At 39.5% G+C, this 16,233-nt stretch carries 11 protein-coding genes and 1 riboswitch; of the genes, 1 reads left to right on the top strand and 10 read right to left on the bottom strand.

Features of this window, described 5'->3' with window-relative positions; all coding sequences use genetic code 11:
* Positions 1-70: 70 nt before the first annotated feature.
* From K5Q14_RS00815 to K5Q14_RS00770, 10 genes are all read right to left on the bottom strand, one after another.
* Complete coding sequence (locus K5Q14_RS00815) at positions 71-6,988, bottom strand: MucBP domain-containing protein (protein WP_220733936.1); 6,918 nt, start codon at positions 6,986-6,988, stop codon at positions 71-73.
* A 265-nt stretch (positions 6,989-7,253) separates the two neighbouring features.
* On the bottom strand, positions 7,254-7,979 hold the full coding sequence (gene dapB / locus K5Q14_RS00810) for a 4-hydroxy-tetrahydrodipicolinate reductase (protein ID WP_220733935.1): 726 nt from the start codon (positions 7,977-7,979) through the stop codon (positions 7,254-7,256).
* Positions 7,980-7,982: 3 nt separating this feature from the next.
* On the bottom strand, positions 7,983-8,855 hold the full coding sequence (gene dapA, locus K5Q14_RS00805) for a 4-hydroxy-tetrahydrodipicolinate synthase (protein ID WP_220733934.1): 873 nt from the start codon (positions 8,853-8,855) through the stop codon (positions 7,983-7,985).
* 55 nt (positions 8,856-8,910) lie between these two features.
* The gene (locus K5Q14_RS00800) at positions 8,911-10,062 is read right to left on the bottom strand and encodes an N-acetyldiaminopimelate deacetylase (RefSeq protein WP_220733933.1); all 1,152 of its coding nucleotides are present in this window, start codon (positions 10,060-10,062) and stop codon (positions 8,911-8,913) included.
* Positions 10,062-10,769 (bottom strand): 2,3,4,5-tetrahydropyridine-2,6-dicarboxylate N-acetyltransferase, encoded by a 708-nt coding sequence (gene dapD, locus K5Q14_RS00795; RefSeq protein WP_220733932.1) that lies wholly within the window; start codon positions 10,767-10,769, stop codon positions 10,062-10,064. The genes K5Q14_RS00800 and dapD overlap by 1 nt, the downstream gene beginning before the upstream one ends.
* Before the next feature lie 50 nt (positions 10,770-10,819).
* Positions 10,820-12,121: a diaminopimelate decarboxylase gene (gene lysA, locus K5Q14_RS00790; protein WP_220733931.1), complete on the bottom strand. Its 1,302-nt coding sequence runs from the start codon at positions 12,119-12,121 to the stop codon at positions 10,820-10,822.
* 129 nt (positions 12,122-12,250) lie between these two features.
* Positions 12,251-12,407, bottom strand: a riboswitch (Lysine riboswitch).
* Positions 12,408-12,464: 57 nt separating this feature from the next.
* On the bottom strand, positions 12,465-12,800 hold the full coding sequence (locus tag K5Q14_RS00785; protein WP_220733930.1) for a hypothetical protein: 336 nt from the start codon (positions 12,798-12,800) through the stop codon (positions 12,465-12,467).
* A 9-nt stretch (positions 12,801-12,809) separates the two neighbouring features.
* Positions 12,810-14,186 carry a nicotinate phosphoribosyltransferase gene (locus K5Q14_RS00780; RefSeq protein WP_220733929.1) on the bottom strand — a complete coding sequence of 459 codons (1,377 nt, stop codon included), beginning with the start codon at positions 14,184-14,186 and terminating at the stop codon, positions 12,810-12,812.
* On the bottom strand, positions 14,183-14,731 hold the full coding sequence (locus K5Q14_RS00775; RefSeq protein WP_220733928.1) for a helix-turn-helix domain-containing protein: 549 nt from the start codon (positions 14,729-14,731) through the stop codon (positions 14,183-14,185). Before K5Q14_RS00775 ends, K5Q14_RS00780 begins: the two co-directional genes overlap by 4 nt.
* Positions 14,732-14,768: 37 nt before the next feature.
* Complete coding sequence (locus K5Q14_RS00770; protein WP_220733927.1) at positions 14,769-15,446, bottom strand: VTT domain-containing protein; 678 nt, start codon at positions 15,444-15,446, stop codon at positions 14,769-14,771.
* 245 nt (positions 15,447-15,691) lie between these two features.
* Between K5Q14_RS00770 and K5Q14_RS00765 the strand changes: the two genes are divergently transcribed.
* Positions 15,692-16,228: a nucleoside 2-deoxyribosyltransferase gene (locus tag K5Q14_RS00765; protein ID WP_220733926.1), complete on the top strand. Its 537-nt coding sequence runs from the start codon at positions 15,692-15,694 to the stop codon at positions 16,226-16,228.
* Positions 16,229-16,233: the final 5 nt, after the last annotated feature.

The raw sequence follows: 16,233 nt of genomic DNA, 5'->3' as shown, positions 1-16,233 counted from the left end.
TACTTTTAATAAGTCAATTGTATAGTTATCATTACTACTTGTCAAGTACTTTTAAATGGCATATTAAACGTTATTTATTCTTACGTTTTTTGTCGAACATCGTTAATCCTATTGTTGACAGTGCCAACCCAAGCATCATAGTGATTTTATTATGAGATGGTGTCTCTGCACCAGTTTTAGGTAGCTTTGTGGCAGACTTTTCAGATGTTTCTTTTTTGATCAAGTTGTTGCTTTGTGTTGATTGTGTCTTATCTTGAACCGCTTGTTTGTTTTTCAAAACAGATCCATGATCATCGTGTTTCTGATTTGAATCTTTTTCAACATGCTTTTCTTCAGGTTTTGAAACTTGATCTTTGGCGTAGACATACGTTGTATCTGTTGTCTTACCTGTATCATACTTGCCAGTTTCGTCACCCGTTGTCTTACTTGGTACTAAGTGATAGCCAGGAATTTCAGTTGGTTTGGTTGTATAATCTGTGTCTTTCGGTCCCTTAGTCGTATCTGTTGGTACAAGTTTCTTACCGGTTTCATCGACATAATTAGTCGTATGTTGACCTTGTTGACCGTAGACATAGGTTACTTCTTTGGTTTGACCATCTGCTGGATATTGGCCTGTTACGTCACCAGTTGTTTTTGTTGGTACGAGATCATAACCGTCAATTGACTTTGGTGCTGTTGTATAAGATTCCCCACTGTCTTTTCTTGATGAATCGGCTGGTGATAACACTGCACCACTCTCATCAACGTAGTTGACAACAAGATTTCCTTGATCCTTGGCGTAGACATACGTTGTATCTGTTGTCTTGCCTGTATCATACTTACCTGTTTCATCACCCGTTGTCTTTTCTGGTACTAAATGATAGCCAGGAATTTCAGTTGGTGTTGTCTTGTAATCAGTATCCTTTGGACCTTGATTTTGCTCGGCTGGCACTAAGTCATTACCGTCTTCATCGACATAATTAGTCGTATGTTGACCTTGTTGACCATAGACATAGATTACTTCTTTGGTTTCGCCATCCTTTGGATATTGACCCGCAACGTCACCGGTTGTCTTACTTGGCACAAAATCATAACCATCAATTGACTTTGGTGCTGTTGTATAATCTTCACCACTGTTCTTAGTTGATGAATCTTTTCCAGCAAGCACTTGACCAGCTTCATCGACATAGTTAACAACCAAGTTACCTTGATCCTTGGCATAGACATACGTGGTATCTGTTGTCTTACCTGTGTCGTACTTGCCTGTTTCATCACCTGTTGTCTTTTCTGGTACTAAATGATAACCAGGAATTTCAGTTGGTGTTGTCTTGTAATCGGTATCTTTTGGTCCCTTAGTCGTGTCTGTTGGTGCAAGTGTTTGACCATCTTCATCGACATAATTTGTTGTGTGTTGACCTTGTTTGCCATAAACATACGTTACTTCTTTGGTCTCGCCGTCATTTGGATATTGACCTGTGACGTCGCCTGTCGTCTTTGTCGGTACGAGATCGTAACCGTCAATTGGCTTTGGTGTCGTTGTGTAATCTTGATTTGTATCAGCTGTTGTCTTGTCGGCTGTTGTTAAAGCATTGCCAGCTTCATCGACATAGTTAACAACCAAGTTACCTTGATCTTTGGCGTAAACATAAGTTGTATCTGTTGTCTTGCCTGTATCAAACTTGCCGGTCTCTTCACCCGTTGTTTTGCTTGGTACAAAGTGATAGCCAGGCACTTCTGCTGGGGTCGTTGTGTAATCCGTATCCTTTGGCCCATTCGTAGTTTCCGTTGGCACTAGTTCTTTGCCATTTTCGTCCACATAATTAGTCGTATGTTGACCTTGTTTGCCATAGACATACGTTACTTCAGCTGTTTGACCATCTGCTGGATATTGACCATTTGTATCACCAGTTGTCTTGCTTGGGATAAGATCGTAACTGTCAATTGACTTTGGTGCTGTTGTGTAATCTTCACCGCTGTTCTTAGTTGATGAATTTTTTCCAGCAATTATTTGACCACTTTCATCAACGTAGTTGACAATCAAGTTACCTTGATCTTTGGCGTAGACATACGTTGTATCCGTTGTCTTGCCTGTTTCATAATTGCCTGTTTCATCACCCGTTGTCTTTTCTGGTACTAAGTGATAACCAGGTACTTCGGCTGGTGTGGTTGTATAATCTGTGTCCTTTGGTCCTTTAGTTGTATCTGTTGGTTCAAGTGTTTGACCGTCTTCATCCACGTAATTAGTAGTATGTTGACCTTGCTTGCCATAGACATAAGTTACTTCTTTGGTTTCGCCGTCATTTGGATATTGACCCGTAACGTCACCGGTTGTCTTGCTTGGGATAAGATCATAACCGTCAATTGACTTTGGTGCTGTTGTGTAATCTTGGTTGGTATCAGCTGTTGACTTGTCGGCTGCTGTCAACGCATTGCCGGCTTCATCGACATAGTTTACAACCAAGTTACCTTGATCCTTGGCGTAGACATACGTGGTATCCGTTGTCTTGCCTGTATCGTACTTGCCAGTTTCATCACCCGTTGTCTTTTCTGGTACTAAGTGATAGCCAGGGATTTCTGTTGGCGTTGTCTTGTAATCAGTATCCTTTGGACCATTAGTCGTGTCTGTTGGTACAAGTTTTTGACCGTCTTCATCGACATAATTAGTTGTGTGTTGACCTTGTTTACCGTAGACATACGTTACTTCTTTGGTTTCGTCGTCTGCTGGATATTGACCCGCAACGTCACCAGTTGTCTTTGTTGGTACAAGATCATAACCGTCAATTGACTTTGGTATTGTTGTATAAGTTTCACCACTATTCTTAGTTGATGAATCTTTTCCAGCAAGCACTTGACCAGCTTCATCGATATAGTTAACAACCAAGTTACCTTGATCTTTGGCATAAACATACGTCGTATCTGTTGTCTTGCCTGTATCGTACTTGCCTATTTCATCACCAATTGTCTTTTCTGGTACTAAGTGATAACCTGGTACTTCGCCTGGGGTCGTTGTATAATCGGTATCCTTTGGTCCCTTAGTCGTGTCTGTTGGTTCAAGTTTTTGACCGTCTTCATCAACGTAATTTGTTGTGTGTTGACCTTGCTTACCGTAGACATACGTTACTTCTTTGGTCTCGCCATTTGCTGGATACTGGCCTGTAACGTCACCAGTTGTTTTTACTGGAATTAAATCATACCCATCAATTGACTTTGGTGCTGTTGTGTAATCTTCACCACTGTCTTTACTTGATGAATCGGCTGGTGATAACACTGCGCCACTTTCATCAACGTAATTAACAACCAAGCTACCTTGATCTTTAGCGTAGACATACGTTGTATCCGTTGTCTTACCTGTATCGTACTTGCCAGTTTCATCGCCAGTTGTCTTTTCTGGTACTAAATGATAGCCAGAAATTTCTGATGGTGTGGTTGTATAATCGGTATCCTTTGGACCTTGAGTTTGCTCGGCTGGTACTAGTTCATTACCATCTTCGTCAACGTAATTAGTGGTATGTTGACCTTGTTTACCGTAGACATACGTTACTTCTTTGGTTTCGCCGTCATTTGGATATTGACCTGTTACGTCACCAGTGGTCTTTGTTGGGATTAAGTCATAACCAGCAATAGTCTTTGGTGCTGTTGTATAAGATTCCCCACTGTCTTTACTTGATGAGTCTTTTCCAGCAAGCACTTGACCAGACTCATCGACATAATTCACAACCAAGTTACCTTGATCTTTGGCGTAGACATACGTGGTATCTGTTGTCTTGTCTGTATCATACTTGCCAGTTTCGTCACCCGTTGTCTTTTCTGGTACTAAATGATAACCAGGAATTTCAGTTGGTGTTGTCTTGTAATCGGTATCCTTTGGTCCCTTAGTCGTGTCTGTTGGTGCAAGTGTTTGACCGTCTTCGTCAACGTAATTTGTTGTGTGTTGACCTTGTTTACCGTAGACATACGTTACTTCTTTGGTTTCGCCGTCATTTGGATATTGACCTGTTACATCACCAGTTGTCTTTGTTGGGATAAGATCGTACCCATCAATTGACTTTGGTGCTGTTGTGTAATCTGCACCACTGTCCTTACTTGATGAATCGGCTGGTGATAACACTGCACCACTTTCATCAACATAGTTAACAACAAGATTCCCTTGATCTTTAGCGTAGACATACGTTGTATCTGTTGTCTTGCCAGTGTCGTAGGTTCCTGTTTCGTCGCCGGTTGTCTTTTCTGGTACTAAATGATAACCAGGGACTTCTGCTGGCGTTGTCTTGTAATCGGTGTCCTTTGGACCTTGAGTTGTGTCTGTTGGTACAAGAGTTTGACCATCTTCGTCAACGTAACTTGTTGTGTGTTGACCTTGTTTACCGTAGACATACGTTACTTCTTTGGTTTCGCCGTCATTTGGATATTGACCCGCAACGTCACCGGTTGTCTTTGTTGGTATGAGATCATAACCATCAATTGACTTGGGTCCTGTTGTGTAATCTGCACCACTGTCCTTAGTTGATGAGTCAGCGACAACCAATACGTTACCAGCTTCATCCACATAGTTGACAACCAGGTTACCTTGATCTTTGGCGTAGACATACGTGGTATCTGTCGTCTTGCCTGTATCATACTTGCCTGTTTCGTCACCCGTTGTCTTTTCTGGTACTAAGTGATATCCAGGAATTTCAGTTGGTGTCGTCTTGTAATCAGTATCCTTTGGACCTTGAGTTTGTTCGGCCGGCACTAAGTCATTACCATCTTCATCGACATAATTAGTCGTATGTTGACCTTGTTTACCATAGACATACGTTACTTCTTTGGTTTCGCCGTCATTTGGATATTGACCTGTTACATCACCAGTTGTCTTGCTTGGTACAAGATCATAACCGTCAATTAACTTTGGTGTCGTTGTGTAATCTTGGTTAGTATCAGCTGTTGACTTATCCGCTGTTGCCAACGTATTGCCTTCTTCATCGACATAGTTAACAACCAGGTTACCTTGATCTTTGGCGTAGACATACGTGGTATCTGTTGTCTTGCCTGTATCATACTTACCTGTTTCATCACCCGTTGTCTTTTCTGGTACTAAATGATAGCCAGGAATTTCAGTTGGTGTAGCTGTATAATCGGTATCTTTTGATCCCTTAGTTGTATCTGTTGGTACAAGTGTCTTACCATCTTCATCAACGTAATTTGTTGTGTGTTGACCTTGCTTACCGTAGACATACGTTACTTCTTTGGTTTGACCATCTGCTGGATATTGACCTGCAACGTCACCAGTTGTTTTTACTGGAATTAAGTCATAACCAGCAATAGTCTTTGGTGCTGTTGTGTAGTCTTGATTTGTATCAGCTGTTGACTTATCCGCTGTTGTTAATGCATTGCCAGCTTCGTCAACGTAGTTCACAATTAGAGTGCCTTGATCCTTGGCATAAATGTGAGTAATTTCATTGTTTCCATCAACATAGACACCATCTGTCTTTCCTAATGTTGTTACCAAATGATATCCTGGAATTTGAACCGCTTGTGTTACATTAGTTTTATAAGGGTCACCGATTATCCCAATATCTTCCTTTGAGGGTATTAATTGATTCCCTTCTTGATCTTGAAAGTTAACACTTAATGGTTCTTCATATTTCATGGTTGACAATAACGATGGATCTACCTTACTACCTTGTCCTAACTGAACATCACCATTTTTATTTTTAGCTGTACCAATTGTGGCGATAGAGTAATCAAACCCTTCTTTAGGAACATCCATTTCAAATAATATAGTCACTCTTTTTTCATTAACTGGTAATGTTGCTGTTTTCGAGTCAGATACATCAGATGTATCATTGTATTTTCTAGTTATAGCTAAATAACCATCATCTGTTTTTTGATAGGCTAATTGCGAATCATTATCGACATATACTTTTTTAATCACAGAATCTGTTAATTCAATCGCTTCACTTGCATCAATATCTGATACACCAAAATGAATTGAAACTGCATTCGGTTCAATTAGGCCCTGTGAAATTGCTTCATCAGGTGAAAGGTGTTCGTTTTGATCAGCATAGTTAATATCTTTAAAAAATTGAATATGTGTATTGAAAAAATTCCCCAATTTAGCAATCTGCCAACCAGATCCTACATTCAGTAATGTTGTCCCACCACCGTCGATAGAACCTTTAATACCTAAAGCAATCATAGATTGTTCGTTACTGTAGTTAACTGACTGTAGCGTCCATTTCATATCGTAGGATTCATATACATTAGTATCTTGGTTTTTAATACGCATAACATCTTTAGCATAAAAATAAGTATCTTGCCCTAAATCAGATGTTTTTAGTAAACGTGAATGTCCTGAAGAGTTATGCCCTGGATACTGAGAATTAGGTGCCTTTGCTGTCCCTAAACTATCATCATCTTGTAACGTGCCAATATCAACCTTTTGTCCTTTAACATACAAAGATAAATCACTAGATTGTTTTAAGACCGGTGTTGGATTGTAGCCGTCAGTAAATGTCGTTGTCTGTACTAGATCTTTTGTTTCTGTTTTATCATAATTTTTAATAGATTGGCCCTTTGTATCTGGCCAATATTCACCCGCTTCATTACTAACAGGATTATTATCGGAATTATTGGTTTGTGCAGATTTTTCTCGTGCCCAAACTGTTTGCGTATCACCAGTTGTTTGAGCTAATGACCTATTGCTTTTCAATGCCGTAGCAACTGTGTCACTGTTAGGTTTTACGACATCTGTGGCTGATGATTGATTACTAACTGATGACTTCGTTGCGTCATTATTTGCTTGTGTTTGATCATTCACTGACGACTTCGTTGAGCTATCATTTGCTTGTGTTTGATCATTCACTGACGATTTTGGGGCAGTTACATCTGTAGGTGTTGCAGTATTTGATGCGCCGCCAGTATCTGCAGATACCGTTGTACTGACTACCATGCCACCAACAACTATGGCCGCTGTTACCCACAGCTTGCCAGACTTATACAGTTTAATAACTTTTTTCTGTTGATTCATTAAATTTATTCTCCTCATATTTAAAATAGAATTGATTAACGGTACGCAATTACACATAATTATTGTATCACATAAGTTATCAAATTCTCAATTATTCATTAAAGTTGTATTATTAAAGCAAACAAAAAATAAGCGTCAAACCCTTTTAAATTATCAATAAATCATAAATTCAAGCACAAAAAAAGTGGATCTCTCCACTTTTAATTAATATTCTAAACATATTGACATGGTTATTATCAAAAAATAAATTAAATTTTATAACTAATTATAAAACAGTATCAAGCCCAATTTTTAAATCATTTATTTTTTCAACACCAGCTAACGCCAGTAAAACACCGGGAACAAAAGCTGAGCGACTAGTTGTACTTTGTGTCAAAGTTAATTGTTCATCAACACCACCAAAATAAACACTTTGTTGGGCAATATAGCCAGGTAAACGCATGGCATGAACGGGAATATCTGACACGCGTTGCCCACGTGCTTGACCATCACGTGTTTTTTGTGCTGCATTAATCCGTTCTTCGGCAATCAACTTAGCAGTCTGTACAGCAGTTCCTGAAGGCGAATCAACTTTTTTAGGATTATGCGTCTCAACGATTTCCACATCAGGAAAATATCGTGCAGCTTGTTGCGCAAACTGCATTAACAATACAGCTGACAAACTAAAGTTCGGTACAATTAAAATACCATGCTTTGATTGTCCACGTAATTGTGTTATTTGGTCTTCAGTCAAACCAGTGGCACCAATAACGACTGCCATATTATGCTTGACCGCCCACTGTGCATTTTCAAACACAGTAGCTGGTGTACTAACATCTAGAAATATGTCTGCTGTTTCAGTAATTTGATCACGTGTTGTCCACACTGGATACTGGCTCTCGTGGTTATGACCACTTAAAATGCCAACAATTTCATAATCAGTTTCTGCTAGTCCTTCTTGAATAGCCAAACCTAATTTACCAAAACCACCAGCTAGAATTATTTTTGTCATGAATTAATCCCCCAAAAGGCCATCTAATGTTTGTTGCTCTTGTTGTGTTAACGGCAAAATTGGTAAGCGTGCTAGATTTTTAACCAGCCCTTTTTTACTCAATTTTGCTTTAACCGGTGCTGGTGACGGAAATGCAAACAAAGCGTTCATCCGCGGTGTTAAATAACGCTGCAAACGACCAGCTTCACGCCAATCATTCATATTCATTGCTGCAAATAAGGCAGTCATTTCATCCCCATATAAATGTGATGCCACCGAAATTGTTCCGGCACCACCTTGCGCATATGCGGCCAACGTTTGTGCATCTTCACCCGTATAAACAGCAAAATCTGCCGTTTGCGTACGTTCAATTTCAGCACCTATAAATTCTGCTGAAGTGGTTTCTTTGATCGCATTAATATTTGTGTGTTGTGCTAACTGCACAACACTATCAACCGTCAACCCAACTGCTGAACGACCCGGAATATTATACAACATGACTGGTTTGGTTGCCGCATCTGCAATTGCTGTAAAGTGTGCAATCATACCATTTTGACTTGGCTTATTGTAGTATGGTGTCACAGCTAAAATAGCGTCAACGTGCGCAATAGCACTTAATTCACGGGCACTTTTGATAGATTCTGCTGTGTTATTTGTCCCAGCATTAGCTATTAACAACACTTTATCGCCAACATAATCGGCAATATATTGCGTCAAAGATAACTTTTCCGTATGCGTTAATGTTGGTGATTCACCAGTTGTTCCGGCAATGACAAGCCCCTGCGTGCCATGCTTTAGCAAGTGATCAATGACCTGTTTTAACGCTGAATAGTCGATCTCATTGTTTTCATCAAAAGGCGTAATAATAGCCGTAATTAAATTAATATTTTCATACATCGCTTTTTCCTCTGAGCTTTACTTCATTTGTTTTGCTGTCACAATTATATCTACTCTATTGGTTCATTCGCCATTCAAGAAAGTTCTTTAATGCTGTAAAACCAGGTAATAAGGCTGCCTCGTCTATCGTTAGCTTAGGACTGTGTAGTGCGTGTTTATCATTAACGCCTAACCATAACATAACACCTGGAATTTGTTGTAGCAAATACCCAAAATCTTCCCCTGTCATCGCTGGTTGTGCAATTTCAAAAGCAATATCATCACGTGATTGCATGAACTCAATCACTTGTCTTGCCAACTCTGGATTGTTTTCAACTGGCAAATAACTGCCACTTTCTAACGTAACATCAATTGTTATATCATTAGCCAATGCAATACCTGCAGCAATCTGACGAATACGAGTTAACATAATTTCCAAGTCAGCACGTGTCATACTACGCACAGTACCTTCTAAATGCACAGTATCTGGAATCACATTGTTGGCTTGTCCACCATTAATGACTCCAATACTCACCACACCACCTTTAATTGGGTCAACCGAACGTGAAACGACCGTTTGCAGCTGCATAATTAATTCCGCTGCCGCAACGATAGGGTCCTTAACTAAATGAGGATAAGCCGCGTGTCCACCTTGGCCATTAATGTCAACTACCAATTCAGCAGTCCCAGCAAACAAAGTGCCAGCTAGTGTGCTTAATGTCCCTGCTGGTAAATTTGGTTGATCATGAATACCATAAAATTCATCTGGACGCCATTCACCTTCAAAAATTCCTAAATCATATGCAAGTTTCCCACCACTTTTGGCTTCTTCAGCTGGCTGAAAGAAAACAATAAAGTTATCCTTAGGCTGATGTTGACTAAAATATTGCACCATCCCCAACGCCAACGTCATATGCACATCATGTCCACAAGCGTGCATGTTACCGGCATGAATTGACTGAAATGGCAAACCCGTTTGTTCTGTAATTGGTAAAGCATCTATATCTGATCGGTACCCAATCGTTCGTTTTGGATTGCTACCTTGAAAACGCACCAAAATAGCCGTTGGCAATTCTGCTACTGTACGAATGGTCATCGTTTCATTTTGCCATTTTGTTATTTTGTTCATTAAGTAATCGTGCGTTTGAAACTCAGCCAACGCAAGTTCAGGAATTAAATGTAAATCCCGACGATACTGCTGTAAATTTTCAAAAGTTATTTCAGCCATTATAATTCTCGTAAGGCGTCAATTAAGGCAGTCTTTTGTTGTGTTTGGGAATCAATTTTCTTAATCACTTTGGCTGGCACACCAGCCACAACAGTGTTAGCTGGTACATCTTTGGTCACAATGGCACCAGCTGCTACAACTGCACCATCCCCAACTTGAACGCCTTCTATGACCACAGCATTAGCGCCAACCAATACGTTATTCCCAATACGGACTGGTTGCGCAGAAGCAGGTTCAATGACCCCCGCTAAAACAGCACCAGCACCAATATGTGAATTCGTGCCAACAATCGCACGACCGCCAAGTATTGCGCCCATATCAATCATCGTGCCCGCGCCAATTTCAGCACCAATATTAATAACTGCGCCAAGCATAATAACAGCATTATCGCCAATTTCAACTTGTTCACGAATAATAGCACCAGGTTCAATACGTGCATTAATGTTCAATTTATCAAGCAGCGGTACAGCCGAGTTGCGTGACGCATTTTCAATATAAACACTTTCACTAGGTAAATTAGCAATTAATGGTTGCACATCAGACCAATCGCCAACCAATTGACCAAATGAGACCCCACCAAATTGTTGCACGTTAGTTGGAATTTCACCATTTAAAACCCCCTTATAAGTAACTTTTACGGGTGTTACCTTTTTAGCGTTGGCTATAAAATCGATTAATCGCTGCGCGTCATTTTGAATTTCTGTCATGAGTATTTAGTTCCCTTTTGTTTATTTTAGTTTGTTCTATCAGGTACAGCTTATGATTCATTATTTTCTTCTAACCTATAATCATGATCCAAAGCGGTTAAATGTGCATATGTTTCACGCTCTACAACTAATTGATGCTTGCCATTTTCAACAAACACAACAGCCGGTCTTGGATTACGATTATAATTTGATGCCATAGCATAGCCGTAAGCGCCAGTTGCCATAACAGATAAAATATCGCCTGGTTTTGTTTGTGGTAATGCTTGTTGCCATACTAAAACATCCCCAGATTCACAATATTTACCTGCCACACGCACAACTTCTTGGGTTGCTGCATTCGGATCATTGGCTAAGACCGCATCATAATTTGCCTGATACAATGCCGGTCTAATATTATCCCCCATACCACCATCAACTGCTAAATAGTGGCGCAAATCAGGAATATCTTTTCGCGAACCAATCGTGTAAAGCGTTTGCCCTGCTGGGCCGACAATTGAACGTCCTGGTTCGATCCAAATTTCTGGCATTTTCCAATCATACTCGTCAGCTTTACCCTTTAAAGTACGAATAATAGCGTCTGCATACTCACTTTCAGGTAAGGGCTCATCTTCTGACGTATAACGAATACCAAAACCACCACCGACATTGATAACCTCTGGCTGAAATCCCCAACTTTGTGCTGTTTCTGCTAATAATGCTGCATTTTTTTCAAAGCCGGTTACATCAAAAATTTGTGATCCAATGTGTGCATGAAGTCCACGTAAATTAAAATTGTCATCCTCTTTAGCAATATCATAGGCTGTTTTTGCTTGCCCAGTTAGCAAATCAAAGCCAAATTTAGAATCTTGCTGTCCAGTACTAATAAATTCATGTGTGTGGGCTGATATACCTGGTGAAATACGCAATAATATATCTTGTTTGACACCATTTTCAGCAGCAACTTCTGACAATAATTTTAATTCCAAGAAATTATCGACAATAATTGTTCCTACGCCTTTGGTAACCGCCATCGTAAGCTCGTCCCAACTTTTATTATTACCATTAAAGCTTAAATGTTTAGGATTAAATCCAGCTGCTAATGCCGTATAGAGTTCACCACCGGAGACAATATCAGCGTGAATACCTTCTTGCTGTGCAACTTGATAAATAGCTTTAGTAGCAAACGCTTTGGACGCGTAGCTCACGACATAAGGGACATTTTCTTTTTCAAATATTGCCTTAAAATCACGCATAGTTTGACGAATTTTAGTGACATCGTATACATACAATGGTGTCCCATAAGTTTGTGCTAAATCAATTGTATCAACCTGATCAATCGTCAAGTGTTGTGCTGTATTTGTTGGGTAACTCATATACTCTCCTAAGTTCTTTTTGTGCCAATAATCATGCACAAACTAACTATTCCCCTTTATTTCACATAAAAAGCCTTTTGTTCGAGACTAGGTCACGGACAAAAGGCTTTTGTGGTTAGCAATTTTGACTGTTTCCATAGCTCACCGTTATGACTAACGACAGTCTAATAGTTATTAACTATTAGCCCAACAAACATCTTCATTTGAAGATTATTCATTTCGGCGATATCCCCTTTTACTTAGTTAAACTAAGTGACTCATGTCAATCGCAACCTCTATGTGAAATTAAATTTTATGTTGTAGTAATCATAACTTATTGACTAAAAAATGTCAAATCTATCATCTAATATTCTGTATCAATAAATGTTAAACCCAGTTCTTTACCGTACTGCCGAATGGTTGATTCTGCCAAATTCATTTCAAACGACAAATCTATATAACTTGTCATCCCTGCATTAAACAATGCAGCTACTTGTACTTTACGCTCATCTTTACCAATTGAAGACTCAGTTCCAAGTGCACGAATACCATGTCCGACAACATCATTTTCAGGTTCACTATCTGGCTGTTTATCTCGTTTTTCACGATCGCGGTAAGCCTGTGCAGCAGACTTAACATCAAGCATGGACACTTCAACATCATCGGTGACCTCAGATTGTTTTTTAAAGTGATAGTTCATTTTAATACCTCAAAAAAGTGTGCGATTAATGACTTCATTGCCATTAACAGGTGATAGCTTACCATCTTCATATACCGTTTTTAGTAGGTCTTGCCCAGGCTCATTTTGAGAGACTGTCACGATGTCCTCATCGCGTAAAACAACCTTAAGTAGACCAGCCTTAGATGTTTTTGCAACATCTGTTTTAGGCTTTTTTTGGATGTTAATTTTGTCACCAGTAGCATTTTCAGCATAAGCTGCTTTAATCGCAAATCTTTCAGTGTCTCGGGTAAAGCCTTCTTGCAATAAACCACCGCCTGAACCAACGACTAAGTTATCTACTGACCAACCGTCCTGCATAATTGCTTCATACAGTGACACAATCGTGTCTGCTTTCATGCCATCCCCTTGAATAACACCAACATTATGTTGCAGTATTTTATAGCCTTTCGCATTGGTTGTTGTACCAAAAATATCTGCTAGTAAGGCTAATACTTGTAAGTCAATCGTTTCTGGATCACCAGAGTCAGGACGTAAAACAATGCGTCCCGTGCGCTTGATAATACGGTCTTTAATTTTTTGTGAACCAATAACGTTTTTAATAAAATTCAATGCATCATATGAATCAATCACAATCGACAAAATGGCACTATCAGGTGCTCGATCCAGTTGCGCATTAACGTAGTCAAACTCTCCTTGACCTGAGCCGTAGGCAGTCGCGACTGAATGTTCAGTCGCCCAAACTGACAAAGCACGTCCAGACACACCGTAAATGTCTTTGAAATACTGTGAAGCAGCCATGTTATCAGATCCTTGAAAGTGCAATAAATGTGCAGCGCCGCCACGTTTACCAGCTTCAAGCGATGTCGCACCACGTAAACCGAAATCATTAACAGCTAATGTTATTCCAGCTGGTGTGCCTGACTTTTCAAACAATGGTACCAATCGTTTTTTAATATATAAGGAATTAGTGGCAATAGTCGTTGGATACCAAACGTGCATCAGCACGACCTCTAAGGCATTCAAACTCGTTGCAAACCAATCAGCCGTTGATTCAATTGTGAACAAAGCATTGCCAGCTGGCACTTCAAGTCCTTCAGGTAACGCCTTAATTTTAACTGGAAAATAACCTAAATCGCGCACTTTTTCCCAAACTTCACGGTTAAAATAAGCTGACGTGTTAAATGTCATTTTAGACACTTGCTCGGCTTCATCAATCATAGCGTCTGTAATCGGGTTATGAAAATAGTCGTGTAAAATCATAGACATGCCAAACCAACTGACAGTATCGAAACGCCCCCCGACACGTGCTTCACCATAAGAATAGAGTTTTGTAATATTAGTTGGGTATTGTAAATGGTGCGTTAACTTGTAGGCATCCGTTGCCAGAATCAAATTTTCCGTCATGACTTGATCTCCGGTAAATCTGTTGTAATCATGGTTTGCGTGACATCTATGAAGTGATCACCAGTCATGCGTAACAAACGCCAATCATATTCTTTGTCGTCATCAAACTCATCAATGTATGGTTCAAACTCACCTTCTGTTTGCAAGATTAAATAACCTGCAAAAGCAGAGACAAATTCCGTACTAGATGTCACAACTCGTGTTAATTGGCCTTGATCAAAGAAACCAACAGCTAACATATCTCCTTGCCATTGTCCTTCAAATGCCCATTTGAGTGTAATCCAGTCAGATGTTGTTATACCTAAATTCATTAAATAATCCAATGACAAGCGAATGTGTATTGGGTGTTTTTCTGATTGTGTTTCAATTCCTTGTGCATCAAGCTGGCTTGAGAAAATACCGACCAACGCCTCTAATTCACCAATTGTTGGCATATTTTCTTCATTTTCAAATGACTTGACTAAGGCCAAATCAATGTCCAAAGCATCACTAATTTCTTCGGCAGTTATGCCAGTTAATTGTTGTAATTTTTTTAAATTATTCATAACTTTATTATACTAAAAAAGCCACCTCAAGGCAGCTTTATTTTTTTGATTTTGTTATTTTTTTGGTACGTTGACTAATCACCAACGAGCGAACAACGCCAATAATTGTTGGTAACAGTGTTATCAGAGCAATGCCTAAAATAATGACTGAGAAATGTGCACTGACAAAAGGAATATTACCAAACAAATAACCTGCCCCTGTAGCAATCAAACTCCATGAAAAAGCGGCAATAATATTATTTCTTAAAAAATGGCCATATGGGAACTGACTAATACCCGCCACAAAAGGAATAAATGTGCGCACTATTGGCATGTACCGACCGATAATAATAGCTGCTGCCCCACGCTTCTCAAAGAAAGCCTCTGCTTCATGAATATGATTTTCCTTGATAAAGCGGCCAATGACTGGGTGCTTTATCAGCTTGTAGCCACCGGTACGACCAATCCAAAAATTTAAAGAATCACCTGCTACGGCAGCAATGAAGAACAAGACCATGAATACCCAATGATTTAAACCAGCATGCAAGCCAGCTGGTGTTGCCGCAACAGCGCCAGCGGCAAACAGTAATGAATCGCCAGGTAAGAAGGGCATGACAACGACCCCTGTCTCTATAAAAATAATGGCAAATAAAATGAGGTAAGTCCATGGTCCAAATTGCGTCACCAAAGTAGCAATGTGCGCATCAATATGGAGGATGAAGTCTATTAAAAACATGTGATTGATGTATTTCCTCAAACCATACAAGGTTTGCGTGAAACACGTTCCCCTAACTTAATTTTTTTAATAAGATTAGTGTACCACAATTTTTATGTCAAACATAATATACAAATGATGTCATACCTTTTTAAATACATGATAAAATAGGTTTTGGACAAAATTTGTCTGTCTGCTAGATATTACAACACTTACAAAATAATCTGTTGTACAGTTATACTAGTGTCAAAAAAAGGAGAAAACATATGAACGAAACAAAGCTTATTGCTGACCTCGAGGAAATCAATCGTCATGTCGACAATGATAAGAAGCTCCCTGGGGCTAAAAACATTTATTTGGCAGCTGGTTGGTTTTCAGATACACAAGAAGTATTGTTGAAAGATGCTTTTATTCAGCTCAGTGCTAACCCGACAATCGCACACATTCACGTGCCACTGTTGCATCAATATGGTGGCATGGCACTAGGTGATGCTAATAGCGAACCCGATTTTGAATGGGGTGCTATGACCTACAAAGCAGATATCAAAGCCATCGATAATTCTGATTTAACTGTTGCAATTTTTGAAGCAGAAGATGCTGACACAGGTACGGCGATGGAATTAGGCTACTCTGTTGCTTCAAACACACCAGTTGTGTCAGTATTTTCTGGTAATATAGACGAACATCCAATCAATCTTATGTTGTCATTTGGCACAGATGCCCACGTAACATCAACTGCTGAATTAGCAACCTATGACTTCTTTGATATCACACCAAACAAATACATGGGAAAACTCATTTAATTTAC

The sequence above is a fragment of the Leuconostoc inhae genome (assembly GCF_019656015.1).
GTDB lineage: Bacteria > Bacillota > Bacilli > Lactobacillales > Lactobacillaceae > Leuconostoc > Leuconostoc inhae_A.
This window is presented reverse-complemented; position numbering and strand designations above follow the sequence as displayed.

Excerpts from the sequence above, each read along its gene's own strand:
- K5Q14_RS00815 (WP_220733936.1), bottom strand. The coding sequence starts at position 6,988 with ATGAATCAACAGAAAAAAGTTATTAAACTGTATAAGTCTGGCAAGCTG.
- dapB (WP_220733935.1), bottom strand. The coding sequence starts at position 7,979 with ATGACAAAAATAATTCTAGCTGGTGGTTTTGGTAAATTAGGTTTGGCT.
- dapA (WP_220733934.1), bottom strand. The coding sequence starts at position 8,855 with ATGTATGAAAATATTAATTTAATTACGGCTATTATTACGCCTTTTGAT.
- K5Q14_RS00800 (WP_220733933.1), bottom strand. The coding sequence starts at position 10,062 with ATGGCTGAAATAACTTTTGAAAATTTACAGCAGTATCGTCGGGATTTA.
- dapD (WP_220733932.1), bottom strand. The coding sequence starts at position 10,769 with ATGACAGAAATTCAAAATGACGCGCAGCGATTAATCGATTTTATAGCC.
- lysA (WP_220733931.1), bottom strand. The coding sequence starts at position 12,121 with ATGAGTTACCCAACAAATACAGCACAACACTTGACGATTGATCAGGTT.
- K5Q14_RS00785 (WP_220733930.1), bottom strand. The coding sequence starts at position 12,800 with ATGAACTATCACTTTAAAAAACAATCTGAGGTCACCGATGATGTTGAA.
- K5Q14_RS00780 (WP_220733929.1), bottom strand. The coding sequence starts at position 14,186 with ATGACGGAAAATTTGATTCTGGCAACGGATGCCTACAAGTTAACGCAC.
- K5Q14_RS00775 (WP_220733928.1), bottom strand. The coding sequence starts at position 14,731 with ATGAATAATTTAAAAAAATTACAACAATTAACTGGCATAACTGCCGAA.
- K5Q14_RS00770 (WP_220733927.1), bottom strand. The coding sequence starts at position 15,446 with ATGTTTTTAATAGACTTCATCCTCCATATTGATGCGCACATTGCTACT.
- K5Q14_RS00765 (WP_220733926.1), top strand. The coding sequence starts at position 15,692 with ATGAACGAAACAAAGCTTATTGCTGACCTCGAGGAAATCAATCGTCAT.